The organism is Streptomyces sp. NBC_01261, from assembly GCF_036226385.1.
GTDB lineage: Bacteria > Actinomycetota > Actinomycetes > Streptomycetales > Streptomycetaceae > Streptomyces.
In genome coordinates this window covers 4573727-4600704 of the sequence record NZ_CP108463.1, presented here as the reverse complement: position 1 = coordinate 4600704, position 26978 = coordinate 4573727, and the positions used below count along the sequence as shown (strand labels likewise).

Below are 26978 nucleotides of genomic sequence, written 5' to 3'. Positions count from 1 at the left end.
CAGCAACCCGCGAGCCCTCCCGGTCGCGCCGCCGGCAGCATAGATGTGGTCTGTGAACGCGGCTTGATGACCCATGTCATCCGGTCCCGCTTCCACACAGCCGGGAAGCGCCCCTCGCGGGCGGCGGGCAGGCCGATCTCCGGGGGATATGCCTGGTAGACGGTGATCGTGGACTCCGAGTGCACCGCACGGATTCCGCGCCGCGGTTCTTCCATGGCGTACAGGGTGGGGGCCGAGCGGTTCACGAAGCCACCGGGTTTCGACCGGCCGCAGCACCGCTCGCGTGTCAGCTCAGCAGCTCACTGGTCCAGCAGCCAGCAGCCCAGCGGCTCAACTGGCTCAGCTGTCCAGCAGCTCCGCACTCATGAACGCCGCCGCTCCCGAATCGCAGGCAACGCGTACTCCGTCACCGCACTGATGACCCCGCGGGCAACCGGCTCGGGGTCGGTCGTGGCCGAGATGGTCCACCAGGTGTCGCGGTTCGCGGGGAGGAGCCGGCCTATGCGGCTGTGCCAGGCGGCGGGGCCGTAGACGGTGTTCGGGCTGGGGCGGGCGGGCAGGTGTGGCTCGCGTCGGCGGGCCTGGGCCCAGCCGAGTTTGTCGGCCACGGTGACGTTGAGGGTGAACTCGACCTGCCCCGCCGTGTTGTGCGCGGACTTCTGGAAGCCGATGAGCGCCCAGGTTTCGAGGTGGGGCAGTTCGTACGTCTGCCCCGAACCCTTGAAGCCGAGCGCGCGCAGCCCCGGAGCGATCCGTGCGCGCATCAGTGAGGTGAACGCCTGCTGCGCGCTGGGCGCGGACCCGTCAGCCATCGGACGGCGCCACGCCGATCGGGCAGGACACTCCGGTCCCGCCGATCCCGCAGTAGCCCGCCGGATTCTTGTCGAGGTACTGCTGGTGGTACCCCTCGGCCGGATAGAACACGCGCCCCCGCGCCGGGAGTATCTCCGTGCTGATCGTGCCGTAGCGCGACCTCGTGAGGACCTGCTGGTAGGCCACCCGGGACGCTTCCGCCGCGGTCGCCTGCTCGGGAGTGTGGGTGTAGATCGCCGAACGGTACTGCGTGCCCACGTCGTTGCCCTGGCGGAAGCCCTGGGTCGGGTTGTGCGACTCCCAGAACGTCTTCAGCAGCCTCTCGTACGAGATCAGTTTCGGGTCGTAGACCACACGGACCACCTCCGTGTGCCCGGTCAGGCCCGAACAGACCTCCTCGTACGCGGGGTTCTCCGTGTAACCGCCCTGGTAGCCGACCAACGTCGTCCACACGCCGACCGGCAGCTGCCAGAACTTGCGCTCCGCACCCCAGAAGCAGCCCATTCCGAAGTCGGCGACCTGCACGTGCTCGGGGTACGGGCCGAGCAACGGCCCGCCGAGAACGCTGTGCCGATCGGGGACCGTGAACATCGGCTCCGGCCGGCCCTGCAAAGCCTGTTCGGGGGTTGGCAGTTGGGGCGTACGGCTGTGCAGGAACATACGATCTCCAATCGGGCCACAACGAGGGTCCGCACCCGTTGAACGGGCGAGCCCCGCCGAGAATTCCGCCTTCCTGTCAGTACGACCCGTTTCGTGTACGACCGCCCCGGCACTCAGCGCTCACCCCGGTGCTCGGCACCCGGCACCCGGCGGTCGGTGACCGGCACTCAGTGCGGCAAGCTCGCCGGACTCCCGCCGTTCGCCTCGTACCCCGCCACCGCCAGCGCCCGGTAGACCGCGAACTCCGCCGCCGGGTCCGGGGACAGGGTCCAGGGAAGCGCCCCGACATGGCCGTCGATGTGTATGAGCTGGTTCATCGCCTCGGACCAACGCTCCGCGCGGACCAGGAAGAAGACCAGGAGATGGCGGACGTGCGCCAGCATCGGGTCGTCGGGGCGGGCCGCGTGGACCGCGAAGAGCGCGCCGTGGATCGCCTTCTCCACGACCTCGCTCTGGTAGAAGCTGTTCACGAGGTTCACCTCGGGGAGGTGCTCGAAGACCGCGAAGAGCGGCATCGCGGCGAGCAGGGAGCCCTGCGGGGCACGCGCGGCGGCCGCCTCCGCGAACGAGTTCGCCAGCTCGCGCGAACCGTGCCACTTCTCGCACCAGTAGTGCAGCGCCGCCAGATGCGCCCCCATGTGTGCCGGCGCGCGGTCCAGGATCCTCAGCCACAGCTGCTCGAACTCCGGCTGCGGATACGTCAGTCCGCGCGCCACCGACAGCTCGACGATGTACGGCACCGGGTCACCCGGGGAGAGGAGCGCCGCCTGCCCGCAGGCGTCCCGCGCCTCCTCCATGATGATCCGGAACTCGTCCGTCCCCCGCGTCGACGTACGCCACGCCTGCTGCACCAGGAACTCCGCGTGGACGGCCGCGCCGCCCGCGTCCTTCGGGTGCTCCAGCCGCCACACCCGCAGCCACTGCCCGCCCGGCGTCTCGCTGACCCCGCCGGGCCGCTGCTGCAGTTCCAGCGACGCTGCCCCCGCGAAGGCCTGCACTCGTTGCCAGCGCAGCTCGCCCGTGATCTCGGTGCCGGCCAGCAACTGCATCGCCGCGCGGTAGTCCTGCGTGCGCTGCACCAGGTCGAGGACGTCCAGCAGGTCCTGGTCGGGGCCGGGCATGCGGATGTCCAGCTCCTCCTCGCGCACGAAGCCGTAGGTCGCCGGGTCCGCGGCGTCCGGGTGGCCCGGCGAGACCTGCTCGATCGCCCCGCGCCTGCGCCGCAGGAACGGGACCAGCACGAAGCCCAGCATGACCAGCGCCATCAGGACCCAGAGAATCTCCATGCCACAAGCGAACCAGACGCGTCCGACAATTGGCCAACCCGGTCCGCCGCCCTGTGGAAAACTCCCCCCAGCCCGCCCCGCGGCCCTGTGGAAAACCTCCGGATCGTCGTCCACCCCGCAGGCGCACTACGCTCGGGGCTCATGAGCGACAGGCACATCAGTCAGCACTTCGAGACCCTCGCGATCCACGCGGGCAACACCGCGGATCCCCTGACCGGCGCGGTCGTCCCGCCGATCTACCAGGTCTCGACCTACAAGCAGGACGGCGTCGGCGGTCTGCGCGGCGGCTACGAGTACAGCCGTAGCGCCAACCCCACCAGGACCGCCCTGGAAGAGAACCTCGCCGCCCTGGAGGGCGGCCGCCGCGGCCTCGCGTTCGCGTCCGGACTGGCGGCCGAGGACTGCCTGTTGCGTACGCTGCTCAGCCCCGGCGACCACGTCGTCATCCCGAACGACGCGTACGGCGGCACGTTCCGTCTCTTCGCGAAGGTCGTCTCCCGATGGGGCGTCGAGTGGTCGGTCGCCGACACCAGCGACCCGGCGTCGGTACGGGCGGCCATCACCCCGAAGACCAAGGTGGTCTGGGTGGAGACCCCCTCGAACCCGCTGCTCGGCATCACCGACATCGCGGTCGTCGCGCAGATCGCCCGGGACGCGGGCGCGAAGCTCGTCGTCGACAACACCTTCGCGACCCCGTACCTCCAGCAGCCGCTGGCCCTCGGCGCGGACGTCGTCGTGCACTCCCTGACCAAGTACATGGGCGGTCACTCGGACGTGGTCGGCGGCGCGCTGATCGCGGCCGACGAGGCGCTCGGCGAGGAGCTGGCGTACCACCAGAACGCTATGGGCGCGGTCGCCGGACCCTTCGACTCCTGGCTGGTGCTGCGCGGCGCCAAGACGCTGTCGGTGCGCATGGACCGGCACAGCGAGAACGCCACCAAGATCGCCGAGATGCTCACCCGGCACGCACGCGTGACGCGCGTTCTCTACCCGGGCCTCCCGGAGCACCCCGGTCACGAGGTCGCCGCCAAGCAGATGCGGGCCTTCGGCGGCATGATCTCCTTCCAGGTCGAGGGCGGCGAGGAAGCGGCCGTCGAGGTCTGCAACCGCGCCAAGGTGTTCACGCTCGGCGAGTCCCTGGGCGGCGTCGAGTCGCTGATCGAGCACCCGGGGCGCATGACGCACGCGTCCGTGGTCGGTTCGGCCCTGGAGGTCCCCGGCGACCTCGTACGCCTCTCCGTGGGCATCGAGAACGTGCAGGACCTCCTGGAGGACCTGCAGCAGGCCCTGGGCTGACCCGCGGCCCGTCTCACCAACCCGTCAGGGGTGGGGTCGTCTCCGACGGCGGCTCCACCCAGGGATGGACCATCAGCGCCCACACGGTGAACGTCACGACCGCCGTCCACAGCAGCACCCACATCAGCCGCCGGGCGGCCCGTCTGCGGCGCAGCATCCGGCCGCCGCGCCGCACGACCTCCGCGTACAGCTCCGGCGGCACCTGCGGCGGAGTCCGATCCATGATCCGCCGTACGGCCGCTTCCCGCTCGGGCCTGTTCACGCGCGCGTACCCCCGCTCCACGGCTTCCCGGGTCTCACGACGGCACCACCTTGGCGCCGCCCACCTTCGGTGCCGGACCGCGCGGCGGGTGCAGCAGCGTCGCCGTCGCCCGCTCGCAGATCGTCCGGACCCGCTCCGTGGGGAGGCCGAGCAGTGCGGCGGCCTGTTCCTCGGCGACCCCCTCGTACAGCCTGAGGACGAGGATCAGCCGCTCCTGGGGCACGAGCGCGCCCAGCGGGCTGTCGGGGTGGGGGCGGCTGCGGCCGAGGCCGCCGTACTGGTGCCAGGCGGCGCGGGCGAAACGGGTGGCCAGGTACTGGCGGGCGCGGTCGTACGGGTCCTCGCCGCGCAGCCGGTCCCAGCACGCGTACGTGTGTGCCAGGGACAGCGTCAACAGGCGCCGCGCGCGCGGGTTGTCGTCCGGTGCCTCCGCGGTCAGCAGCGTGGCGGCATGCAGCAGCCGCCCTGCCGCGCCCGCGACGAACGCCTCGAACTCCCGGGCCCGGCGGGCGCCTTGGGACACCTGCCGTTCTCGCACCGCGCAGCCTCACCCCCTGAAGGACCCGGTCTCATCTGAGGCCAGGGCCGACGCGAGGTCAAGAGTTCGGTACGAAAGGCGGAGAGTCGGGCACCACGCGCGTGTGCCCGCACCCTTCGGAAAGCCGAGCCGTGAAGACCCCGCGTCCTTCAGGAAGCCGACGGCGTCTCGGTGCCCGGGACCGCCATCCGCGCGGAGAGGGCGCTGTTGAAGCGGGTGAGGAGCGCGCAGAACACCTCGCGCTCCTCCGGCGCCCAGTCGTGTGTCAGCTCGTCCATCAACTGACGCCGGGACGACCGCACTTCCTCCAGTCGCGACTGCCCGCGCGGGGACAGCTGCAGCACCACCGCGCGGCCGTCCTCGGGGTGCGAGGTGCGCTTCACGAGCCCGGTGTCGACGAGCGGCGCCACCTGCCGAGTGACCGTCGAGGAGTCGATCCCCATGCTCGCGGCGAGCGCCTTGACGCCCATCGGACCTTCCTTGTCCAGGCGGTTGAGCAGCAGATACGCGGCGCGGTCCATGGAGTTGCGCACCTGTCCGACTCCGCCGAGCCGGGTCTGTTCGGCACGGCGCGCGAACACCGCCACCTCGTGCTGCAGCGTGTCGAGGAGACCGGGTTCACCGACGGTCGTCATGTCCATCGACATTTCAGGTGTTGTGGGCATGGCCGGGGGCTCGCTTCATGAAGGGGGTGCTGGGTTGGGGGACAGGGTACGCGGATGGAAGGCGACCCGTACCGGGGCTGCGCAAACCGGTCTCGGAGGTTGGTCACAGCCGTGGCGCGCGGCTGTGAACTGCGATGCTTGAGTCATGAGCTACAGCACGGCTGACTCCTTGCGACCCGTCACCCTCGACGATGTGCGCGGCGCCCAGAAGATGCTCACGGGCGTGGCGCGGGTGACCGCGATGGAAGGCAGCAGGCACCTCACCCAGCTCGTCGGCGCACCGGTGCACTTCAAGTGCGAGAACCTCCAGCGGACCGGCTCCTTCAAACTCCGCGGCGCCTACGTCCGTATCGCCGGACTGCTCCCCGAGGAGCGCGCCGCCGGTGTCGTCGCCGCGAGCGCCGGCAACCACGCCCAGGGCGTCGCCCTCGCCTCCGCACTCCTGGGCGTGCGCTCCACGGTGTTCATGCCCAAGGGCGCGCCCCTGCCGAAGATCAGCGCCACCAAGGAGTACGGCGCCGAGGTGCGCCTGCACGGTCACGTGGTCGACGAGACGCTGGCCGCCGCGCAGGAGTACGCCCAGGAGACGGGCGCGGTGTTCATCCACCCCTTCGACCACCCGGACATCATCGCGGGCCAGGGCACGGTCGGCCTGGAGATCCTGGACCAGTGCCCCGAGGTGCGCACGATCGTCGTCGGCATCGGCGGCGGCGGGCTCGCGGCCGGTGTCGCGGTCGCCGTGAAGGCGCTGCGGCCCGACGTGCGGATCGTGGGCGTCCAGGCGGCGGGCGCCGCCGCGTTCCCGCCCTCGCTGGCGGCCGGTCGCCCGGTGGCGATCAAGAACCCGGCGACGATGGCCGACGGCATCAAGGTCGGCTGCCCCGGCGAGGTGCCGTTCGGGATCGTCGCCGATCTGGTGGACGAGGTCCGCACGGTCAGCGAGGACGAGCTGTCCGCCGCGCTGCTGCTGTGCCTGGAGCGGGCCAAGCTGGTCGTCGAGCCGGCCGGTGCCAGCCCGGTCGCGGCACTGCTGAGCGATCCGAGGGGCTTCGACGGACCGGTCGTCGCGCTGCTGTCCGGCGGAAACGTCGACCCGCTGCTGCTCAACCGCATCCTGCGGCACGGCATGTCCGCGCAGGGCCGCTACCTGGCCGTGACGCTGCGGCTGACGGACCGGCCGGGGGCCCTCGCGACGCTTCTCGGGGTGTTGTCAGTGGTCGACGCTAACGTCCTCGATGTGAGTCACGTCCGGACCGATCCGCGGCTCGGGCTCACGGAGGCGGAGGTCGAGCTGCATCTGGAGACGAAGGGTCCGGTGCACTGCGCCGAGGTCGGTCACGCCCTGCGCGACGCGGGCTACACCGTCATCGACTGAGGTCGGAGCCCGTTCCCACCCGTCCCCTCGTCTGCCCCGTCACCCGTTCGAGAAAATCCGTTGAGACTCGCGATACATCGCGTTATGGTGTGTCTCGTGTCGCCCGCAGGCAGTAGCATGCCGCTCCCGCGGGCAGAGCAAAAGACACATACCTAGGCTTTTCAAAGAATCCCCGACGACGTGGAGACTGATATGCCAGGCGCCATCTATGCCGAAGGCCTGGTGAAAACCTTCGGCGACGTGAAAGCTCTGGACGGCGTCGACCTCGATGTCCCCGAGGGCACCGTGCTGGGCCTGCTCGGGCCCAACGGCGCGGGCAAGACGACCGCCGTCCGCTGTCTGACCACGCTGCTGCGCCCCGACAGCGGCAAGCTGGTCGTGGCCGGCCTGGACGTACTGAAGCAGCCCAACGAGGTGCGGCGCTCCATCGGCCTCTCCGGCCAGTTCGCAGCGGTCGACGAGTACCTGACCGGCCGGGAGAACCTGCAGATGGTCGGCCAGCTCTACCAGATGAAGGCCAAGGCCGCGAAGGCCCGGGCCGACCAGCTGCTCGACCAGTTCAACCTCGCGGACGCGGCCGACCGTACGGCCAAGACCTACTCCGGAGGCATGCGCCGCCGGCTCGACCTGGCGGCGGCGCTCGTCGTCTCCCCGCCCGTGATGTTCATGGACGAGCCGACCACCGGCCTCGACCCGCGCAACCGCCAGATGCTGTGGGAGGTCATCAAACAACTCGTCTCCGGCGGTACGACACTCCTGCTGACCACCCAGTATCTGGAGGAGGCCGACCACCTCGCGCACGACATCGCGGTGGTCGACCACGGCCGTGTCATCGCCCGCGGCACCTCCGACCAGCTCAAGGCCCGCACCGGCGGCGAGCGCGTCGAGGTCGTCGTGCACGAGCGCGACCACATCCAGATCGCCTCCGACATCCTGCTCGGCTTCGGCAAGGGCGACACCACCGTCGAGGAGCACACCCGCAAGCTCACCGTGCCCGTCACCGGCGGCGCGAAGCTCCTCGCCGAGGTGATCCGCGAGCTCGACTCCCGCGGCATCGAGATAGACGACATCGGCCTCCGCCGCCCCACCCTCGACGATGTGTTCCTGTCCCTGACGGGCCACCTGGCCGAGGAGAAGACCGAGGAGAACGGCACGGACGCCGACAAGACCCCCAAGGACCGCAAGCAGAAGAAGGAGGCCGCGAAGTGAGTGCCGTCACCGATGCCGCGCCGGTCGCGGCGCCGAGCAGCGCGCTGGGCCAGTCCGTGCACGACTCACTGGTCGTCGCCAAGCGCAATCTGATTCGCATGAGCCGGATTCCGAATCCTGTTCGCGCGTATCGGTCAGATTGCACCTCACCGCGCAACCGAGACCGGCGGCCCAACGCCTTGAAGGAGCAGGTCAAGTGAGCGCTGTGAACGACTCCCTGGTCATGGCTCGTCGGAACTTGATCCGCATGAGCCGGATTCCCGAAATGATCCTTTTTGGGCTGATCCAGCCAATCATGTTCGTGGTGCTGTTCACCTACGTGTTCGGCGGCTCGATGCAGATCGGCAACAGCACGAACCTGGACGTCTACAAGAACTTCCTGATGGCCGGCATCTTCGCCCAGACCGTCACGTTCGCCACCGCCAGCTCCGGCGCCGGCATAGCCGACGACATGCACAAGGGCCTCATCGACCGCTTCCGCTCGCTGCCCATGGCTCGCGGCGCGGTGCTCACCGGCCGCACCGTCGCGGATCTCGCACAGACGGCCTTGACGCTCCTTGTCCTCGCGATCGTCGCGTTGATCGTGGGCTGGCGCCCTGGCTCCGTGGACCCGACCAACTTCGGGAAGATCTTGGCCGGCTTCGGCCTGCTGCTTCTTCTGGGGTACGCCTTCACGTGGATCGGCGCGCTGATCGGCCTGTCGGTGCGCACTCCGGAGGCGGCCACCTCCGGCGGGCTGATCTGGCTCTTCCCGGTGACGTTCATCTCGAACGCCTTCGTGGACTCCAGCAAGATGACGCCCTGGCTGCGGCACATCGCCGAGTGGAACCCCTTCAGTGCGACTGTGCAGGCGTGCCGCAAGCTCTTCGGCGACCCCGGCTTGTCCCCGTCCGATGCCTGGCCCATGCAGCATCCGGTGTGGGCGTCGCTGATCTACTCGGTCCTGATCATCGTCCTCTTCCGCACGCTCGCGGTTCGCAAGTACCGCCGGACGGCCAGCTGACGGCTCCACAGGGTCCTTGCGCGAAAGATGGCTAGGTTGCAGGTGGCTTGGACAACTCTGACTAGGGGCAACGAGCCACACCAGAGCCCCCTCCAAATGAAGGAGGGGGCTCTCCTTACATCTGAGGCTGGTGTTGAACCCTCGCCGGCCTCCGTCGACCGCGCCGGAATCTTTGGCTGCGGGAATCACAGAAGGCCTTTCCTGAAAAAGGGAGTTCGTCCGTGAAACAACGAACGAACAGGGGCGGTGCGAATGAGCTGCCCGAAGAAGAAGCAGCCGCAGCCTGGCGAAATGGTCTCTCGCTGGCGCGCTGTCGAGTGGGGAGATCACGAAGAGCAGCGTCTGGCTGATCTTTTATTCGGTCGACTACCCAACAGGAATGGCCAGGGCGACAGTTGCAAGCGAAGACCTGCGGATCCACAAGCAGGGAAGCTATCCTGACGGGACATCACATGGAGGTCCCAGAGGGCGGCAACCCCCTGGGACCAGGCCAGTCTTGGACCGGCCTGCCAGTCGCGAAGGGACTGACATGGGGAAGGGTACCGTCATGCGCGGGTGCCGGACTGTTCTGGGCGTGGTGCGCGTAGCCGTCTACCTTCGCGTTTCTACCGCGAAGCAGGTCGAGGGATACGGCCTCGACATTCAGGAAAAACAGTGCAAGGCGTGGCTGGACTATAAAATCGGCCCTGGAAAGTACAAGATTCACAAGGTCTACGTCGACGGCGGAGAGTCCGGAAAGAACGACTCGCGACCTGATCTCGACGAGATGACCCAAGCAATTGAAAAGGGTCTCATCGACCTCGTTGTGTTCGGCAAGTTGGACCGCATCGGACGGACAATGGAGGACATCCACCTTTGGGTGTTCAACGCTACCAAGCATCACAAGATCAGGGTTGCCACGGCTGATGGTCGTCTGGACAGTGACGACGAACTCTTCGGCATCATGCTCGGCCTGCTGTCGTACATGGCGGAGCTGGAACACACCCTGATCCTTGAGCGAACCATGGGCGGTCGGGATCAGAAGTTGGCTGCTGGCGGTTGGCCTCTCGGTCAGCCTCCGTTCGGGGTGACTCTCAGCGGCAAGGGGAGGAAGGCGACTCCGGTTCTCTGCGAGGACGAGGTCCGCGTGATCAACATCGCCACGAACCTGCTCGTAGATCTCGGCTACTCACGGGATGAGGCTGCCGAGCACCTGAACGCCCTTGGTATCCGCACTCGTAAGGGCCTCCTTTGGACCGGGGCGAACCTGGCCGGGCGGCTCAACTCCACAGCGCTGGACGGATATGTGGAGTTCCGCATTGAGCGCACGGCCGAGGACGACGAAGAGGAGACCTACGAGGTCTTCCGGATCGAGGTTCCTCGTCCGATCAGTGATCCGAAGCGCGTGGAAGCTCTCCGCAAGGCTCTCAACAGGCGGTCGTTCAAGAAGAAGAACCTGAATCACTACCTGTTCACGGGGCGGCTGTACGCGTTGTGCGGCGGCTACTACACGGGAGCAAAGGCCACCGAGTCTCCCATCTGCTACTACCGCTGCATGGGCAAGCGGCTGGGGCTGAACTGCGAGTGCGCCGAACTCCCCGCACCCGATGTGGAAAAGGCCGTCTGGGCCGAGATCGGGGCTCTGCTCTCGGACGTGGACAGGTTCAGGGCGCTCGCTGCCGGGTGGTTGGGGGCGATCCCGGCCCGTGCTGAGACCTATCGGGAGCGTCTCGCCGAGTTGGACGCGCAGATCGAGAAGAAGAAGGCCAGCCGAAAGGGGCAGCTCCTCCAGAAGCTCACCCAGCTCTTCGAGGACGAGTTGGGTGAGGGTGCCGGCGACGGCATCGACGAGGAGACGATCAGAGAGGTGAAGCAAGCTCTCCAGACGAAGGAAGAGGAGCTGACCACCGAGCGCGAGCGTGTGGCTCGTTGGCTTCGGGACGCCGAAGAGCAGCAGCGGCGAGCCGACGAGATCATTGCCCTGGTGGAGGGGCAGGCGACGGAGATGCACTCCTTCACTCCTGTGCAGCGTCGTGACCTGCTTGAGCTGCTGGACATCCGCGTGCAGGTGGTCGGCAAGGGGCAGCGGCACCGGAAGGGCATCGCCGAACCCCTCACTGAATGGCACAGGGAGACAGGCACGCTGGTGCCTCTCAAGATCAGCGATGAAGAATGGGAGATGGCTGATGCCATGCTTCCCGCCTCTCGCCAGAAGGGGACACCGAAGCGTGAGGTGTTCGAGGCGATCTTGTGGAAGCTGCGGACCGCTGCCCCGTGGAGTGAGGTGGAGGTCTCAGGGAACGCCTGGAGTGCCGTCCGGCGTCGTTCAGAGGTCTGGCGTACCTCGGGCGCATGGGGGGCCGTCATGGAGGCTCTGAAAAGCTCTGGTGGGGTCCCGGTGCCGCCGCTTCTGATCCTGCCTCCTATGGAGGTCACAGGCAGCATTGATTCGAAGTTCGCGGCGCTGGAGCTGGAGATATCGCAGAGCTGCGGGGGCAACGGGGACTGCTGCGACCAGAACCGCGCCTACGCGCAGTCTTCGGTGGTTCCATGCGGATCGGCGGCAGCACCAGCGCCGCTGACTACATGACCTTCCCGGTGGCCGCCTTCTTGGCGCAGACCGGCACGTTCGCCACCGCCAGTTCCGGCGCGGGCATTGCCGCCAACATACACAAGGGCTTCTCGGCCGTGGCCCGAGAAGATGCCCGGAGACACCCACCTGGTGCCGACCCGCGCACGACGAAGCCCCCGGCGCCGCAAGGTCGCCGGGGGCTCGCCGAAGGGCGGGGGTCCTGAGGGTCAGCCGTTGTACGGCTCGGCCTTGAGGATCGTCACCGAGGCCTTCTTGCCGTTGGGCAGCTCGTACTGCGCCACCTCGCCGACCTTGTGGCCGAGCACCCCGGAGCCCAGCGGGGACTGCGGCGAGTAGGTCTCGATGTCGGCGCTCGCGTACTCGCGCGAGGCGAGCAGGAAGGTCGTCGTGTCGCTCTCGTCGCCGTCGAAGGCGATCGTGACGACCATGCCGGGCGCGACCGCGCCGTCCGACGACGCCGGGGCCTCGCCGACCTTGGCCTTCTCCAGGAGCTGGGTCAGCTGGCGGATGCGGAGCTCCTGCTTGCCCTGCTCCTCCTTGGCCGCGTGGTACCCGCCGTTCTCGCGCAGGTCGCCCTCCTCGCGAGCGGCCGCGATCTTCACGGTGATCTCGGCGCGCGCGGGACCAGACAGGTACTCCAGCTCGTCCTTGAGCTTGGTGTACGCCTCCTGCGTGAGCCAGGTGACGTCTTCGCTGGTCTGGGTCACAGGTGCTCCTCGTAGGTACTGGGAATACAAAGCATCGCCCTACCCAGAAGAATGTTCCTTCATGGAAGGGCGAAACCACGAGCCTAACAATTCAATGGCGTCAGGGGGAGGACATAAGCCGTCAGATATACGTCAACGCTGGTCAGCGCCTACGTAACAAGGGTGACGTCAGTCGGAGTGGCAGCCCAGCAGCTCGGCCGTGGTGCCCCTGGCCGTGGTGCGCAGGGTGACGACCCTGTCGATGCGGGTCGCGGAGCCGCCGAAGTGGAAGTCGGCGCGGCCCACCTCGGACTGGTCGGCGGCCTGGGAGCGCAGGGTGCAGTAGCCGGTGGTCCCGGAGTCCTTGTGGACCTCCAGATGCACCTTGACCTCGTCGCCCGAGGCCTGGAAGGTGATCACCTCGGCGCTGATCTTGGCCTCGACGACGTAGTGGTAGGCGAAGTACCCGACGAGGGCGAGCAGCATCGCCGCGAGGACGGCGCCGGCGATCCTGAGCTTGTGGTCGGCGCGCTCGTCCGACGAGCGGCCGTAACGGCCCTCGGGCAGTCGCGCACTCGCCGTACTCATGATCGTCCTTTCGGCAAGGGGCCGTAGAAGCGGGCCCCCGGAATTATTCGCCCCCGGATTCGGTCACTATAGAAGCGCCGATCGCACCCGAAGACACCGGGGCGCCGACTTACTGAGGATTGAGTCTTGACTGACCAGCTGCGACTGATGGCCGTCCACGCGCACCCCGACGACGAGTCGAGCAAGGGCGCGGCCACCATGGCGAAGTACGTGTCCGAGGGGGTGGACGTGCTGGTCGTGACCTGCACGGGCGGGGAGCGCGGCTCCATCCTCAACCCGAAGCTCCAGGGCGACACGTACATCGAGGAGCACATCCACGAGGTGCGCAAGAAGGAGATGGACGAGGCCCGCGAGATCCTCGGCATCAAGCAGGAGTGGCTCGGCTTCGTCGACTCGGGGCTGCCCGAGGGCGACCCGCTGCCGCCGCTGCCCGAGGGCTGCTTCGCGCTGGAGGACGTCGACAAGGCGGCCGGCGAGCTGGTGAAGCAGATCCGTTCGTTCCGTCCGCAGGTGATCACCACCTATGACGAGAACGGCGGTTACCCGCACCCCGACCACATCATGACCCACAAGATCTCGATGGTGGCGTTCGAGGGCGCGACCGACACCGAGAAGTACCCGGAGTCGGCGTACGGCCCGGCGTACCAGCCGCAGAAGCTGTACTACAACCAGGGCTTCAACCGGCAGCGCACCGAGGCCCTGCACAACGCGCTGCTGGCGCGCGGCCTGGAGTCGCCGTACGAGGACTGGCTGAAGCGGTGGAACGAGAACGAGCGGACGGAGCGGGTGCTGACCACGCACATCCCGTGCGCCGAGTTCTTCGAGATCCGCGACAAGGCGCTGCTCGCGCACGCCACGCAGATCGACCCAGACGGCGGCTGGTTCCGGGTGCCGATGGAGATCCAGAAGGAGGTCTGGCCGACCGAGGAGTACGAGCTCGCGAAGTCCCTCGTCGCTACCTCCCTCCCCGAGGACGACCTCTTTGCGGGCATCCGCGACAATGCCTGACATGAGCTCAAGCGCAGCCCTGGCAATGACGCACCTGGTCCCCCTCGCCGAGGTCGACGAGAACAAGGTCACCCCCGGCGTCCTCGGCTTCATCGTGTTCGCGGTGATGGCCCTGGCCGTCTGGGGACTGATGAAGTCCATGAGCAAGCAGATGAACAAGGTCGACTTCAAGGAGGGCGCGGACCCGAAGGCCGAGTCGACCGCGGAGTCGAGGGCCGAGTCCGGGGCCGCCCCGGCCGAACCCAAGGCCAAGCAGGGCTGAGGCGGCCGAACCGGCGGCCTGCACGAACGGTGCTCAGGGGGTGCCGGACACCGCCACCCCCATCACCTCCCGCGCATGCCGGCTCGGCACCATGCCCAGCCGCCACGCCTGCCAGCCCGCCTCCAGGTTCACGCCCCGCTCCAGCAACAGCTGGTACGCCTCCACGTAGTCGTCGAGTTTCTCGTCGCGGTGGGGGTGGCGGGCGCGGGACAACTGGGCCAGTTCCTCTTGGGCGACGGCCGTGCCGACCACGACCCCGCCGGGGGCCGCGTACGGCAGCAGCGTGGAGCGCAGGAAGTGGGCCCAGTCCTCGCCGCGGTGGTCGCCGTACGAGGTGAACAGGCCTACGGCCTCGTCGCACAGCGTCAAGGCCTGTTGGGTACGGGCGTTGCCCGCGTCGACGACCGCGAGCTCCAGGCAGGTCCACGCCTCGCCGTGGGCGACGCCGATGCGCTGGAAGTCGGCGCGGGCGTCGACCAGGAGCTGGCGGGCGAACCCGGAGTTGCGCAGCGAACCCGTCTGGGCCGCGCGCTGGTCGCGGGTCACGCGCGCCGAGTGGTGCCGGGCGCAGGCCAGGCCGTAGACGTCGCGCATGCGGGAGAACATCGTGCGGGAGCGTTCCAGCTCGCGCACCGCGAGGTCCAGGTTGCCGGTCTCCTCCAGGGCCTGGCCGAGGTAGTAGACCGTCCATGCCTCGCCGCGCGCGTCCTCGTTGTCGCGGTGCCGGGCGGCGGCCTGGCGCAGGCCGTCGATCGCGGGGGACGGGTCGCCGGCGACGAGTCGGGCGCGGGCCAGCTGGGTCAGGGCCCAGGCCTCGCCGCGGGCGTCGCGGGTGCGGCCGTAGAGGCCGAGGGCTGTGGTGAGTTCGGACTCGGCGCGGGGGATGTCGCCCATGCGCAGGCCGAGTTGGCCGAGCTGGAAGTGGGCCCAGGCCTCGCCGTGGACGGATTCGCCGGCGCGGTGCAGGACGAGGGATTCGGTCAACAGCCGCATGGCTTCGGGGAGTCGGCCGCGATCCCGCTCCACGGCGGCCAGCGCGTGCATCGTCCAGGCGCGGTCCGTGGCGAGTTGGGGCGGGGCCTGGAGGTCGAGGGCCTCGCGGAGTTTCGCCGCCGCCTCGGTGAGGTTGCCCTGGTGGTGGAGGGTGATGCCGAGGGAACAGAGGGCGCGTGCGGCGCCCGCGTCGTGATGGGCCTCCATGTAGAGGTCGACGACGGAGGTGAGGGTGGTGCGCGCCTTGTCGAGTTCGCCGAGCTGCCGGGCCGCGATACCGGTGCGCCACTGCACCGAGCGGACCAGGAGGCCCTGGTCGACGGCCTGCGCCAACTCGCTGATCTCGCCCAGTCGGTAGAGGTCGCCGCGCAGCAGGCAGTAGTCGCAGAGCGCGCCCAGCAGATTCAGTACGGCGCCCTGGTCGACGCCCTCCGCGTGCCGCAGCGTCGAGGTGATGAAGCTCGACTCGTCGTCCAGCCAGCGCAGCGCCTCGTCGAGCGAGGTGAAGCCGTGCGGGCCGAAGCGGTCCGAGCGCGTCGACATGTTGCCGTCGACCAACCGCAGGACGGAGTCGGCGAGTTCGCCGTAGTTCACGATCAACCGCTCCTGCGCGGCCGTACGTTCCGAGGGCTCCTCCTCGTCGAGGAGGCGGGCCTGGGCGAAGGCTCGGACCAGGTCGTGCAGGCGGTAGCGGGTGCCGCGGACGTGGTCGATGAGGCCCGCCCGGGACAGGGCCTCCAGTTGGCGGGTGGCCTCCGTGTCGTCGGTGGCCAGCAGGGCGGCCGCGGCCGCCGCGCCCAGCGAGGCCCGGCCGGCCAGCGCGAGCCGGCGCAGCAGGGTGCGGGCCTGGTCCGACTGGTCGGTGTAGCGCAGCCACAGGGCCCGTTCGACCGGTTCCACGGGACCGTACGCGGCCAGATCCGTGGCCAGTCGACCCGGTGAGCGCGGGCCGAGGGAGGAGCCCGCGATCCGCAGCGCCAGCGGCAGTCCGCCGCACAACTCCCTGATCCGGTCGGCGGATTCGGCGTCGTACGGCTCCGAACCGTCCTGCGCCGCCGCACCCAGCAGCTCCTCCGCGCCCGCCGAGTCCAGTGACTCCACCGGCAACTGGTGTACCCAGGCGGCGAGTTCGGCGGGCAGGTCGAGAGGCTTGCGGGCGGTGACCACGACCAGGCTGTCCGAACGCTCGGGCACCAGCGTGGCCACCTGCGCGACATCGGAGGCGTCGTCCAGAACGATGGTCACCGGCAGTCCGGTCAGGTGCTGGTGGTACAACTCGCCCAGCCGCTTGACCTGTTGGTCGGGCGAGGAGCGTTCGCGGAACAGCAGCTGCTCGCGCGGTGCGCCGAGCCGGTTCAGCAGATGCAGCAGGGCGTCGCGGGTGGGCAACGGCGGCTCGCCCGGGCTGTCCCCGCGCAGGTCCACCACACAGGCACCGCGGAACTGGTCCCGCAGATCGTGCGCGGCCCGCACCGCGAGGGTGGTACGCCCCGAGCCGGGCGCCCCGTGCAGCACGACCACGGTCGGCCGGGTCTCCGTACTCGCGCGCCCCGCCTGCACCAACTGCCGGATCCGGGCCAGCTCCACCCGCCGCCCGGCGAACGCCCCCACCGCATCCGGGAGTTGACCGAACGACTGCTCCAGCACACTCCTTCTCCGCGCCGCCGCACTCTTGTCCGCACCGCGCAACTGCGGCCCCGGCTTCCGCGTCGGCCCGGTCGAGGCGGCGAGCACCCGCTGCTGGTCCAGGAACGGCCGGATGCCCCGCACCTCCAACGCCGTCAGCCACTGCAACCGCAACTGCTCCGGACCACCGGGCTGGCTCACGGCACCCGCGCGATGGTGCGCGGCGGGCAGATGCGAGGCGGTCACCTTCACGACGGTCGCCGCCGCGCCCACGACCCCGACGGCCACCCCGGCGCCGAACGCCGTACCGGTGCCGGTCCCGAGGGCGAGGTCGGCCACGACAGCGGCGACCGCGCCAACACCTGCCACCAGCAGGGGAGTTCCGCCGCCCTCCTTGGCATAGCGCTGCCCGAAGGTGAGCTGTCCCGCCGACGCCTCGTCGAGAGCCCCCGTATAAGCCGCGTACTCCTCGGCCGCCGTCTGGGCCATGGCGTCCAGAGCGGCCCGGGACCGCGCCAGCAGCACCTGCCCGTCCGTGCGCCCGCCGGAGCGCCGCACCTCCTCCTCCACGGCCCGAGCCAACAGCCGCTCGGCATCGGTCCGATGGCCGTCCCGCATGTCACGTCCCCCTCCGGCGGCAACTCCCTGGCCTACGAGTGTCCTTCGGCGAGCGCGCGAGCGCGAGAGGGCGACGATCATCCGTTGGCCGTACGGGAGCGGGAGGCGGTCCCGCGGTCATCGGCTCCGGTCAGGCACGATGGGGGCATGCCGAACCGACTGGCCCATGAGACCTCCCCGTATCTGCTCCAGCACGCCGACAACCCCGTCGACTGGTGGCCCTGGTCGGCCGAGGCCTTCGACGAGGCGCGGCGGACGAACCGGCCGGTGCTGCTCAGCGTCGGGTACAGCAGCTGTCACTGGTGCCACGTCATGGCCCACGAGTCCTTCGAGGACCGGCCCACCGCCGACTACCTCAACGAGCACTTCGTCAGCATCAAGGTAGACCGCGAGGAACGCCCCGACGTCGACGCCGTCTACATGGAGGCCGTGCAGGCGGCCACCGGCCAGGGTGGCTGGCCCATGACCGTGTTTCTCACGCCGGATGCCGAGCCCTTCTACTTCGGGACCTACTTCCCGCCCGCGCCCCGCCACGGCATGCCCTCCTTCCGGCAGGTGCTGGAGGGGGTGCGCAGCGCCTGGACCGACCGGCGGGACGAGGTCGCCGAGGTCGCCGGGAAGATCACCCGGGACCTGTCCCAGCGCGAGATCGACTACGGCGGCACCGAGGCCCCCGGCGAGGAGGAGCTGTCCGGCGCGCTCCTCGGGCTCACGCGGGAGTACGACCCGCAGCGCGGCGGATTCGGCGGGGCGCCCAAGTTCCCGCCCTCCATGGCACTGGAGTTCCTGCTGCGCCACCACGCCCGCACCGGCTCCGAGGGCGCCCTGGAGATGGCCCGGGACACCTGTGAGCGGATGGCGCGCGGGGGGATCTACGACCAGCTCGCGGGCGGGTTCGCGCGCTACTCCGTCGACCGCGAGTGGGTCGTCCCGCACTTCGAGAAGATGCTCTACGACAACGCCCTGCTGTGTCGTGTGTATGCGCACCTGTGGCGCAGTACCGGTTCCGAGCTGGCCCGGCGCGTGGCCGTCGAGACCGCCGACTTCATCGTGCGTGAACTCCGCACCGACGAGGGCGGGTTCGCCTCCGCCCTCGACGCCGACAGCGACGACGGGACCGGCAAGCACGTCGAGGGTGCCTACTACGTCTGGACGCCCGCACAGCTCAGCGAGGTCCTGGGAGAAGACGCCGAACTCGCCGTCCAGTACTTCGGCGTGACCGAGGACGGGACCTTCGAGGAAGGGCAGTCCGTTCTTCAACTCCCGCAGAGCGAAGGGGTCTTCGACGCCGAGAAGGTCGATTCGGTCAAGAGTCGTCTCCTCGCCGCCCGTTCGCAGCGTCCCGCCCCCGGCCGCGACGACAAGGTGGTCGCCGCCTGGAACGGCCTCGCGATCGCCGCGCTCGCCGAGACCGGCGCCTACTTCGACCGCCCCGACCTGGTCGAGGCCGCCGTCTCCGCCGCCGATCTCCTCGTACGCCTCCATCTGGACGAGCACGCCAAGCCGGCCCGCACCAGCAAGGACGGCCAAGTCGGGCCGAACGCCGGGGTGTTGGAGGACTATGCCGATGTCGCGGAGGGCTTCCTCGCGCTGGCGTCGGTCACGGGGGAGGGGGTCTGGCTGGAGTTCGCCGGGTTCCTGCTCGACCACGTCCTCGCCGGGTTCGTCGATGAGTCCGGGGCGCTCTACGACACCGCCGCCGACGCCGAGCAGTTGATCCGTCGGCCGCAGGACCCGACCGACAACGCCACTCCGTCCGGGTGGACCGCCGCCGCCGGTGCCTTGCTGAGCTATGCCGCGCAGACCGGCGCCGAGCCCCATCGCACCGCCGCCGAGCGGGCGTTGGGGGTCGTGAAGGCGCTCGGGCCGCGCGTGCCCCGGTTCATCGGGTGGGGGCTGGCCGTCGCCGAGGCGTATCTCGACGGGCCGCGCGAGGTGGCCGTCGTAGGGCCCTCGCTCGGTGACGAAGGTGCAAAGGCCTTGCACCGTACGGCACTTCTGGGGACCGCGCCCGGGGCCGTGGTCGCCTTCGGGGTGGCGGAGAGTGACGAGCTGCCGTTGCTCGCCGACCGGCCGCTGGTCGACGGTGGACCGGCCGCGTACGTTTGCCGTAACTTTACCTGCGATGCGCCGACGACCGACCCGGAGCGGCTGCGCACCGCGCTGAGCAGGTGAAACGTCGGAGTCGCAACCACCGCAAACGCGACCAGTGCGAGAAATGCTCATGTGGGAGCCCCATTGTGACGAAACACGCTCTTCACTGAAATCAGCTGTTCGCTTCACAGATCGCCCATAGTCTCTGCCTCGTGACGCGACGGCGGTAACTCACCGTCGCGCCAGGGGGTATTGGGATCTGGGGGGATCTGTTTGTTGACGTCCGTCTTCATCGCTGTCGTTTCGCTGGCCCTGTTCTGGATGGCCGCCTTCACCCTGTGGTGGCAGATGCACGCGTGGCGTACGCCCGAAGTGCTCGCCTCCACCCGATTCAGCAGCCCGGACGGGGACGAGCACGTCTCGTTCTCGTTGTTGCTGCCGGCCCGGCACGAACAGGCCGTGCTCGACCACACCATCCAGCGGCTGCTGGAGTCCACGCACACCGACTTCGAGATCATCGTGATCGTGGGGCACGACGACCCCGAGACCGCGGCGGTGGCCCACAGTGCCGCCGAGCGCGACCGGCGCGTGCGGGTCGTCGTCGACACGCACGAGAAGAAGAACAAACCGAAGGCCATGAACACGGCGCTGCCGCACTGCCGCGGCGACGTCGTCGGGGTCTTCGACGCCGAGGACCAGGTCCATCCGGCGCTGCTCGCCCACGTCGACCACGCGTTCCGGACGACGGGAGCGGACGTCGTCCAAGGGGGCGTCCAGCTCATCAACTTCCACTCCAGCTGGTACAGCCTGCGCAACTGCCTGGAGTACTTCTTCTGGTTCCGGTCCCGGCTGCACCTGCACGCGCAGAAGGGGTTCATCCCGCTGGGCGGCAACACCGTCTTCGTGCGGACCGACGTCCTGCGCGAGGCCGACGGCTGGGACCCCAACTGCCTCGCCGAGGACTGCGACCTGGGCGTCCGGCTGTCCAGCGTCGGCAAGAAGGTCGTCGTCGCCTACGACTCCGACATGGTGACCCGGGAGGAGACCCCGGGCTCGCTGATGTCGTTGCTGAAGCAGCGAACCCGCTGGAACCAGGGCTTCCTTCAGGTCTACCGCAAGAAGGACTGGCAGCAACTCCCGGGATTCGGGCAGCGGTTGCTCGCCCGCTACACGCTGATGACGCCGTTCCTGCAGGCCTTCTCCGGGGTCGTCATCCCGCTCAACGCGGCGGTCGCGCTCTTCCTGGACGTGCCGGTGGGCATCGCCTTCCTCACCTTCCTGCCGCTGGTCACCGCCGCCGTCACCTTCGTGTTCGAGGTCGTCGGACTGCACGACTTCGGCAAGCAGTACGGACTCCGCGTCCGCGCCGTCCACTATCTGAAGCTCGTCGTGGGCGGCCCCTTCTACCAGGTGCTCCTCGCCGGAGCCGCGATCCGCGCCGTCTGGCGTGAGCAACGCGGCGAGAACGACTGGGAGTTGACCTCCCACGTCGGCGCGCACCTCACCGAAACCGCAGAGATCCGAGAGGACGTTCCTGCGTGACTTCCACCCTTCCCGCGGTGACCACCACGGTCCCCGCGCAGCGGCAGCCTGCGCCTGAAACCGGTTCGGCCAGTCGAACAGCGCCACCGTCACGGCTCCGTTCCTCCCGGCCCGACCTCCTCCTCTGCGGTCTCCTCCTCGCGGCGATCCTCGTCGTGCAGGGCTGGAACATCGCCGACTACCCGACGCTCAGCGACGACGAGGGCACCTACCTCGCCCAGGCCTGGGCGGTCCAACAGGGCACCGGGCTGGCCCACTACACCTACTGGTACGACCACCCGCCGCTCGGCTGGATCCAGATCGCCCTGCTCACCTGGATCCCCGCGCACTTCAGCCCCGATTCGATGACCGTCGGCACCATGCGCCTCGCGATGCTGGTCATCAGCGCGATCAGCGCGGTCCTCGTCTACGTCCTCGCCCGCAGGCTCTCCCTGCCGCGCTGGGCGGCCGGACTCGGCATGGTGCTCTTCGGGCTGTCCCCGCTGTCCGTGATCCTCCAGCGGGAGATCTTCCTCGACAACATCGCCGTGATGTGGATGCTGCTCGCGTTCTGCCTGGCCGCGTCTCCAAGTCGCCATCTCTGGCACCACTTCGGCGCGGGTCTCGCAGGCGCGGCCTCGGTCCTCACCAAGGAGACGATGCTCATCGTCCTGCCCGCGCTGCTGCTCACCATGTGGCGCCACGGACACCGCGACACCCGCAAGTTCGCACTCACCGGCGCCATCACCGCCTGCGTCCTGATCGGCTTCTCGTACCCCCTCTTCGCCCTGCTCAAGGGCGAGTTGCTGCCGGGCAGCGGCCACGTCTCCCTGTGGGACGGCCTCACGTACCAGATGACCAGACCGGGTTCGGGCTTCATCCTCGACCAGGGCACGGGCTCCTACGGCGTCCTCCACTCCTGGCTGTACTACGACCGCGTTCTGCCGCTCGGCGGCCTCGCCGGGGCGCTGCTCCTGCTGGTCACCTGGCGCTGGTCGGTCACCGCCCGCTCGCTCGCCGGACCGGCCATGACCGTGGCGATCCTCGCCCTGGTCTCGATGCGGCCCAACGGCTATCTGCCCGCGATGTACATCATCGGCGCGCTGCCCTTCCTCGCGCTCGTGCTGGCCGGGGGCACCGCCTCCGTCACCCACGCGGTGCTGCGCAGATGGCGCGCCGAGGGGGAGAAACGATACGTCACCGGGGGTCGGTACACGCTCGCCGTGGTCCTCGCGATCGCCGCCGGCGCCTATGTCGTGCCGAAGTGGTACGACGGCGACCGCACCGCCATGACCACCGATGCCAACGCCCCCTACCGGGCCGCCTCCAAGTGGCTGTCCACCGAGGTCGCCGACCCGAAGGACACCCGCGTCCTCGTCGACGACGCGCTCTGGCTGGACCTGGTGCACGCCGGGTACCGGCCCGGACTCGGGGTCATCTGGTTCTACAAGGCCGACCTCGACCCCGCCGTCACGAAGACGATGCCGCACGGCTGGAAGGACATCGACTACGTGGTGGCCTCCCCGACGGTACGGCGCGACGCGGTCGACCTGCCCAACGTCAAGGCGGCGATCGAGCACTCCACCCCGGTCGCCACCTTCGGCACCGGCGACGACCGCATCGAGATCCGGCAGATCCAGTCCGAGACCGTGGGAGCCCAGTGATGAGCCAAGAGTCCATGGTCCCCGGGGAGTTGGGCGATCCGGCCGTACGCGGCGCGGAGATCGCGGAGCCGGGTGCCGTCACCATCGTCGTGCCGACCTTCAACGAGTCCGCGAACGTACGGGAGTTGCTGCACCGCATCACCGAATCCGTGCCGACCCGCCTGCCCTGTGAGGTCGTCTTCGTGGACGACTCCACCGACGACACCCCCGAGGTGATCTCCGCGGCGGCGCAGGACTGCCCGTTCCCGGTGACCGTGCTGCACCGGGAGGAGCCGGTCGGCGGGCTCGGCGGTGCGGTCGTCGAGGGGATCAAGGCGGCGACGTCCGACTGGATCGTCGTCATGGACGGCGACCTCCAGCATCCGCCGTCCCTGGTACCGGAGTTGGTCGGCACCGGCGAGCGCGCGAACGCCGGGCTCGTGGTCGCCTCCCGGTACATCAAGGGCGGCAGCCGCGAGGGACTGGCGGGCGGATACCGCATCGCCGTTTCGCGCGGGGCGACTTGGCTGACCAAGACGCTCTTCCCGCGCAAGCTCCGCGGTATCAGCGACCCGATGAGCGGCTTCTTCGCGATCCGGCGCAGCGCGGTGACGGCGGAGGCGCTGAAGCCGCTCGGCTACAAGATCCTGCTCGAACTCGCCGTCCGCAGCCGTCCGCGCCAGGTCACCGAGGTGCCGTTCGTCTTCCAGGACCGGTTCGCGGGGGAGTCCAAGTCGACGGCGCAGGAAGGCTTTCGCTTCCTCCGCCACCTCCTCGGACTGCGTACGGCGTCGCCGGTCGCGCGCATGGTGGTCTTCGGCCTGATCGGCGCGACCGGCTTCGTTCCGAACCTGGTCGGGCTGTGGGCGCTCACCAGGACGGGCATGCACTACGTCCCCGCCGAGATCCTCGCCAACCAGCTCGGCGTGGCCTGGAACTTCCTGCTCATCGAGCACCTGCTGTTCCGCGACCGGCGCCGGCACCGCACCTGGTGGGACCGGGCGGGCCGGTTCGCGCTGCTCGCCAACGCCGACCTGGTGCTGCGGATCCCGCTGATCGCCCTGTTCGTCCACAGGTTCGGCATGGGCGCGGTGTCGGCGACCGCGCTCGCGCTGGTCATGACCTTCGTCCTGCGCTTCGTGGGCACAGAGGCGTTGGTCTACCTCCCGCGCCGCAAAGGGAGCCGCAAGGGGAGTCGTACCGCACCAAGGAGAGCCGAGTGAACAAGTACCGCAGACGAACCGCCTTCGTCGGGGTGGGCGCCCTGACCGCCGGGCTGCTGCTCACCTCGCCGCAGTCCGCCGAGGCGGCGAACCTCGTCCTCAATCCGGGCTTCGAGACGGCGGGCGGCGACGGGATGCCGTACTGCTGGGAGAAGTCCGGCTGGGGCGACAACGACTTCGACTTCACCACGACTTCGGACGCGCACTCCGGTTCGAAGGCCATGAAGGTCACCGTCACGCGGCGGGTGGACGGCGACCGGAAGGCGCTGATCACCGAGTCGACGGGATGCGCGCCGGTGGTGACGGCGGGCAAGCAGTACGACCTCGGGCTCTGGTACATGACGACGACGCCGGACGCGAACATCACCCTGTTCCGGCACGACGCGACGGCCGGGTGGCAGTACTGGACCGACCTCAAGACCCTGGAGATGCAGGGCAGTTGGACCCAGGCCACGGTCCGTACGCCCGAAGTGCCCGCCGGTACCGACCGGATCACCTGGGGGGTCTCGGTCTACGGCACCGGGTCCGCGACCACCGACGACTACACGATGGACCAGGTCCCGGACACGCTCCCGCCCGCGACCTGTACGGCGACCGCCGAGGAGTGTGCGAACGGCCGTTGGGACGTGCTCCCGACCCAGAACCCGGTGCGCTCGATGCACTCCGTCGTGCTCAACAACGGCAAGGTGCTGCTGATCGCGGGGTCGGGGAACAGCGAGGAGCAGTTCGACGCGGGGACGTTCACGAGCGCGGTGTACGACCCGGTGGCCGGGACGTACAAGGTGATCCCGACGCCGAAGGACATGTTCTGCTCGGGGCACATCCAGTTGCAGGACGGCCGGGTGCTGGTGCTGAGCGGCAACAAGGCGTTCCCGGCGGCGGACGGTTCGCACGGGTACGAGGGGTACAAGGACTCGTACATCTTCGACCCGGCGACCGAGACGTACAGCAGGACGAACGACCTCAACGACGGTCACTGGTACCCGTCGGCGACCGAGCTGGGCAACGGTGACGTCATCTCCTTCGGCGGGCTGCGCGAGGACTCGACGGGTTCGGTGACGGCCGAGTACTGGTCGGACGCCCAGCAGAAGTGGCTGCCGTTGTCGCAGGTAAACCAGACCTGGTCGTACTGGGGGCTGTACCCGTCGATGGTCCTGATGCAGGACGGCCGGCTCTTCTACACGGGCAGCCACGTCTTCGGGAACAACATCCCGGGGACGGGTTCGGCGATCTACGACTACGGCGCCAACACGATCACTTCCGTCCCGGGACTCCAGAACAAGGACCAACGCGACCAGTCCGCAAGCGTGTTGCTGCCTCCGGCGCAGGACCAGAAGGTCCTCACCGTCGGCGGCGGCAACATCGACTCCAACCCGGACGCGAACCGGCTGACCGACATCATCGACCTCAAGGCCGCGAACCCGACGTACACGGTCGGCCCCCAGATTCCGCAGGGGACCGTCGACCTGGGGAACGGTCCGGTGGCCGAGACCGGCACCCAGGGCAAGATGTACGTGTCCACCGTGATCCTGCCGGACGGCACGGTCCTGGAGACGGGCGGCGGGCTGCACAACCGCGCGAACCCGGTGTACGAGGCGTCGATCTTCGACCCGGCGACCACGACGTTCGACCCGGTGGCCGCCGACCCGGAGGCCCGGGGCTACCACTCCTCCTCGTTCCTGCTGCCGGACGGCCGGGTGATGTCCACCGGTGACAACCCGGGCAACGGCACCTGGAACCACAACGTGTCGATCTACACCCCGCCGTATCTCCTCAAGGGCACGCGGCCGACGATCACTTCGGTCATCGACAGCGAGTGGGAGTACGGCGACACCCAGACGATCACCGTCGACCGGCCCATCGCCAAGGCCGAGTTGATCCGCCCGGCGGCGGTCACGCACTCCTCGGACCCGAACCAGCGTTTCGTGGACCTGCCGCTCTCGGTGGACGGCAACACGGTCGACCTGAACGTGACGAGCAACCCCGACCTGGCCCCGCCCGGCTGGTACATGCTCTTCGCGGTCGACGCCAACGGTGTCCCGTCGGTGGCCAAGTGGGTCCATCTACAAGGCCCTTCGGCCCTGAGCACGGATACCGCCTCGGCCCACGTCCACTCCTTCGCGGACTCCCTGAAGGGCAAGGTCACCGAGCCCGGCAAGAAGCGCGCCTCCCAGAAGGTCAGCCCGACCATCTCCGGCTGCGACCGCCACTACGGCACGATCAACGTCTGCGTCCCGACCGTCTTCCCGAAGGAGGTCAAGTCGACGACCGTGGCCCGCTGTTCATGGCTCCGGCAGAACGACTACGGCCGCCTGAAGGTCAACGGCAAGGACGACCCGCTGCGGCTCGACCCGAACAGGGACGGGGTGGCGTGCGGGAAGGGTGACGTGAAGACCGTGAAGAAGAAGGGGTAGTTGTCGCCTGCGAACTCGGCGAGGGCGCACCCCTGTTGGGGGTGTGCCCTCGCCTGCGCCTGGCTCACAGGTTTCGACAGACGTCCCGGCGATGAGCGGCGGACAGCACCCAAACGACCAGTTGGCCGTCCTCGACTGTGTAGACGACGTGGAAGTCTCCGACGCGCAGGCGCCAGCGGGCGTTGTGCCCCTGGAGGGCCTTGATGTCGAGGGCCGAGGTGTCGTTCGCGTCGAGGGCCCTCTGCGACTCCGTGAGCCGGTGGAGGACGCGCAGGGCGTCGGGCCGGGGAATCTTGACTAGGTCCCGCTGGGCGGGCGGCGTGAATCGGGTGACGTATCCCATCGGAATCAGGCGTGGTGGGAGCGGAGCAGGGCGGCCATCTCCTCAAGGGAGACGGAGCCGTCGCGCCCCTCGGCCTCGGCCTCGTCCGCCAGGCGGTTCAGCCAGGAATCCTCGGCCCGCTCTTCGAGTTCGCGCAGGCGCCGGTACTCGTCGATGTCGATGACCACCGCCTCCTGCTTACCGCGCCGCGTGATGATCGTCGGGGTCTCATCGCGGTGGGCGCGGTCGATGACGTCCGCCAGGTGCTTGCGGACGTCGGCCATGGGTTCAATCACCGGCT

At 69.0% G+C, this 26978-nt stretch carries 24 protein-coding genes and 2 pseudogenes; 14 read left to right on the top strand and 12 right to left on the bottom strand.

Annotation, left to right across the window (positions count from 1 at the left end):
• Positions 1-59 precede the first annotated feature (59 nt).
• The 4 genes and pseudogenes from OG226_RS19870 to OG226_RS19855 form a co-directional block, all read right to left on the bottom strand.
• Positions 60-215 (bottom strand): annotated as a pseudogene (locus OG226_RS19870) (DUF4291 family protein); the annotation flags it as partial.
• A 147-nt stretch (positions 216-362) separates the two neighbouring features.
• A complete protein-coding gene (locus OG226_RS19865) occupies positions 363-812 on the bottom strand; it encodes a DUF4304 domain-containing protein (RefSeq protein WP_328679653.1) in 450 nt (149 codons plus the stop codon).
• On the bottom strand, positions 805-1473 hold the full coding sequence (gene msrA, locus OG226_RS19860) for a peptide-methionine (S)-S-oxide reductase MsrA (protein WP_328679651.1): 669 nt from the start codon (positions 1471-1473) through the stop codon (positions 805-807). The genes OG226_RS19865 and msrA overlap by 8 nt, the downstream gene beginning before the upstream one ends.
• A gap of 167 nt (positions 1474-1640) precedes the next feature.
• Positions 1641-2759 carry a hypothetical protein gene (locus OG226_RS19855; RefSeq protein ID WP_328679648.1) on the bottom strand — a complete coding sequence of 373 codons (1119 nt, stop codon included), beginning with the start codon at positions 2757-2759 and terminating at the stop codon, positions 1641-1643.
• Positions 2760-2900: 141 nt separating this feature from the next.
• Here OG226_RS19855 and OG226_RS19850 point away from each other — a divergent pair, with 141 nt between their 5' ends.
• Positions 2901-4055: a cystathionine gamma-synthase gene (locus OG226_RS19850; protein ID WP_328679646.1), complete on the top strand. Its 1155-nt coding sequence runs from the start codon at positions 2901-2903 to the stop codon at positions 4053-4055.
• A 13-nt stretch (positions 4056-4068) separates the two neighbouring features.
• Here the strand turns inward: OG226_RS19850 and OG226_RS19845 are convergent, their stop codons facing one another.
• The 3 genes from OG226_RS19845 to OG226_RS19835 all read right to left on the bottom strand — a co-directional run bounded on the left by OG226_RS19845 (position 4069) and on the right by OG226_RS19835 (position 5502).
• Complete coding sequence (locus OG226_RS19845; protein WP_328679644.1) at positions 4069-4317, bottom strand: hypothetical protein; 249 nt, start codon at positions 4315-4317, stop codon at positions 4069-4071.
• Between the two features lie 34 nt (positions 4318-4351).
• Entirely contained in the window at positions 4352-4855 is a 504-nt protein-coding gene (locus OG226_RS19840) for a sigma factor-like helix-turn-helix DNA-binding protein (protein ID WP_328679642.1), read from the bottom strand.
• Positions 4856-5004: 149 nt separating this feature from the next.
• Positions 5005-5502 (bottom strand): MarR family winged helix-turn-helix transcriptional regulator, encoded by a 498-nt coding sequence (locus OG226_RS19835; RefSeq protein ID WP_033285243.1) that lies wholly within the window; start codon positions 5500-5502, stop codon positions 5005-5007.
• Between the two features lie 163 nt (positions 5503-5665).
• Between OG226_RS19835 and ilvA the strand changes: the two genes are divergently transcribed.
• From ilvA to OG226_RS19805, 6 genes and pseudogenes are all read left to right on the top strand, one after another.
• Positions 5666-6895 (top strand): threonine ammonia-lyase, encoded by a 1230-nt coding sequence (gene ilvA, locus OG226_RS19830; protein WP_328679636.1) that lies wholly within the window; start codon positions 5666-5668, stop codon positions 6893-6895.
• 192 nt (positions 6896-7087) lie between these two features.
• Entirely contained in the window at positions 7088-8104 is a 1017-nt protein-coding gene (locus OG226_RS19825; RefSeq protein ID WP_328679634.1) for an ATP-binding cassette domain-containing protein, read from the top strand.
• Positions 8101-8304, top strand: coding sequence for an integral membrane transport protein (locus OG226_RS19820; RefSeq protein WP_328679632.1), 204 nt, complete (start codon positions 8101-8103; stop codon positions 8302-8304). Before OG226_RS19825 ends, OG226_RS19820 begins: the two co-directional genes overlap by 4 nt.
• Before the next feature lie 23 nt (positions 8305-8327).
• Positions 8328-9107, top strand: coding sequence for an ABC transporter permease (locus OG226_RS19815; protein ID WP_328686363.1), 780 nt, complete (start codon positions 8328-8330; stop codon positions 9105-9107).
• Between the two features lie 379 nt (positions 9108-9486).
• Positions 9487-11676 carry a recombinase family protein gene (locus OG226_RS19810; protein WP_329349619.1) on the top strand — a complete coding sequence of 730 codons (2190 nt, stop codon included), beginning with the start codon at positions 9487-9489 and terminating at the stop codon, positions 11674-11676.
• Positions 11622-11765: pseudogene (locus OG226_RS19805) on the top strand (ABC transporter permease); the annotation flags it as partial. The gene OG226_RS19810 and the pseudogene OG226_RS19805, both read left to right, overlap by 55 nt.
• Before the next feature lie 120 nt (positions 11766-11885).
• Here OG226_RS19805 and greA read toward each other — a convergent pair.
• The gene (gene greA / locus OG226_RS19800) at positions 11886-12386 is read right to left on the bottom strand and encodes a transcription elongation factor GreA (protein ID WP_328679628.1); all 501 of its coding nucleotides are present in this window, start codon (positions 12384-12386) and stop codon (positions 11886-11888) included.
• A gap of 168 nt (positions 12387-12554) precedes the next feature.
• On the bottom strand, positions 12555-12953 hold the full coding sequence (locus OG226_RS19795) for a DUF4307 domain-containing protein (RefSeq protein WP_328679627.1): 399 nt from the start codon (positions 12951-12953) through the stop codon (positions 12555-12557).
• 147 nt (positions 12954-13100) lie between these two features.
• Here OG226_RS19795 and mca point away from each other — a divergent pair, with 147 nt between their 5' ends.
• Complete coding sequence (mca, locus tag OG226_RS19790) at positions 13101-13961, top strand: mycothiol conjugate amidase Mca (RefSeq protein ID WP_329353438.1); 861 nt, start codon at positions 13101-13103, stop codon at positions 13959-13961.
• Positions 13954-14223 carry a hypothetical protein gene (locus OG226_RS19785; protein WP_328679625.1) on the top strand — a complete coding sequence of 90 codons (270 nt, stop codon included), beginning with the start codon at positions 13954-13956 and terminating at the stop codon, positions 14221-14223. The genes mca and OG226_RS19785 overlap by 8 nt, the downstream gene beginning before the upstream one ends.
• A gap of 33 nt (positions 14224-14256) precedes the next feature.
• Here the strand turns inward: OG226_RS19785 and OG226_RS19780 are convergent, their stop codons facing one another.
• Positions 14257-17460 carry a tetratricopeptide repeat protein gene (locus tag OG226_RS19780; protein ID WP_329349618.1) on the bottom strand — a complete coding sequence of 1068 codons (3204 nt, stop codon included), beginning with the start codon at positions 17458-17460 and terminating at the stop codon, positions 14257-14259.
• A gap of 147 nt (positions 17461-17607) precedes the next feature.
• On the opposite strand from OG226_RS19780, the gene OG226_RS19775 reads away from it, so the two are divergent.
• The 5 genes from OG226_RS19775 to OG226_RS19755 all read left to right on the top strand — a co-directional run bounded on the left by OG226_RS19775 (position 17608) and on the right by OG226_RS19755 (position 26355).
• Complete coding sequence (locus OG226_RS19775; protein WP_329349617.1) at positions 17608-19635, top strand: thioredoxin domain-containing protein; 2028 nt, start codon at positions 17608-17610, stop codon at positions 19633-19635.
• A 192-nt stretch (positions 19636-19827) separates the two neighbouring features.
• On the top strand, positions 19828-21096 hold the full coding sequence (locus OG226_RS19770; protein WP_329349616.1) for a glycosyltransferase: 1269 nt from the start codon (positions 19828-19830) through the stop codon (positions 21094-21096).
• A complete protein-coding gene (locus OG226_RS19765) occupies positions 21093-22739 on the top strand; it encodes an ArnT family glycosyltransferase (protein WP_329349615.1) in 1647 nt (548 codons plus the stop codon). The genes OG226_RS19770 and OG226_RS19765 overlap by 4 nt, the downstream gene beginning before the upstream one ends.
• The gene (locus OG226_RS19760; protein ID WP_329349614.1) at positions 22739-23941 is read left to right on the top strand and encodes a glycosyltransferase family 2 protein; all 1203 of its coding nucleotides are present in this window, start codon (positions 22739-22741) and stop codon (positions 23939-23941) included. Before OG226_RS19765 ends, OG226_RS19760 begins: the two co-directional genes overlap by 1 nt.
• Complete coding sequence (locus OG226_RS19755; protein ID WP_329349613.1) at positions 23938-26355, top strand: galactose oxidase-like domain-containing protein; 2418 nt, start codon at positions 23938-23940, stop codon at positions 26353-26355. Before OG226_RS19760 ends, OG226_RS19755 begins: the two co-directional genes overlap by 4 nt.
• A 64-nt stretch (positions 26356-26419) precedes the next feature.
• Here the strand turns inward: OG226_RS19755 and OG226_RS19750 are convergent, their stop codons facing one another.
• On the bottom strand, positions 26420-26698 hold the full coding sequence (locus OG226_RS19750) for a type II toxin-antitoxin system RelE family toxin (protein WP_328679612.1): 279 nt from the start codon (positions 26696-26698) through the stop codon (positions 26420-26422).
• Between the two features lie 5 nt (positions 26699-26703).
• A complete protein-coding gene (locus tag OG226_RS19745) occupies positions 26704-26973 on the bottom strand; it encodes a type II toxin-antitoxin system Phd/YefM family antitoxin (protein WP_328679610.1) in 270 nt (89 codons plus the stop codon).
• Positions 26974-26978: the final 5 nt, after the last annotated feature.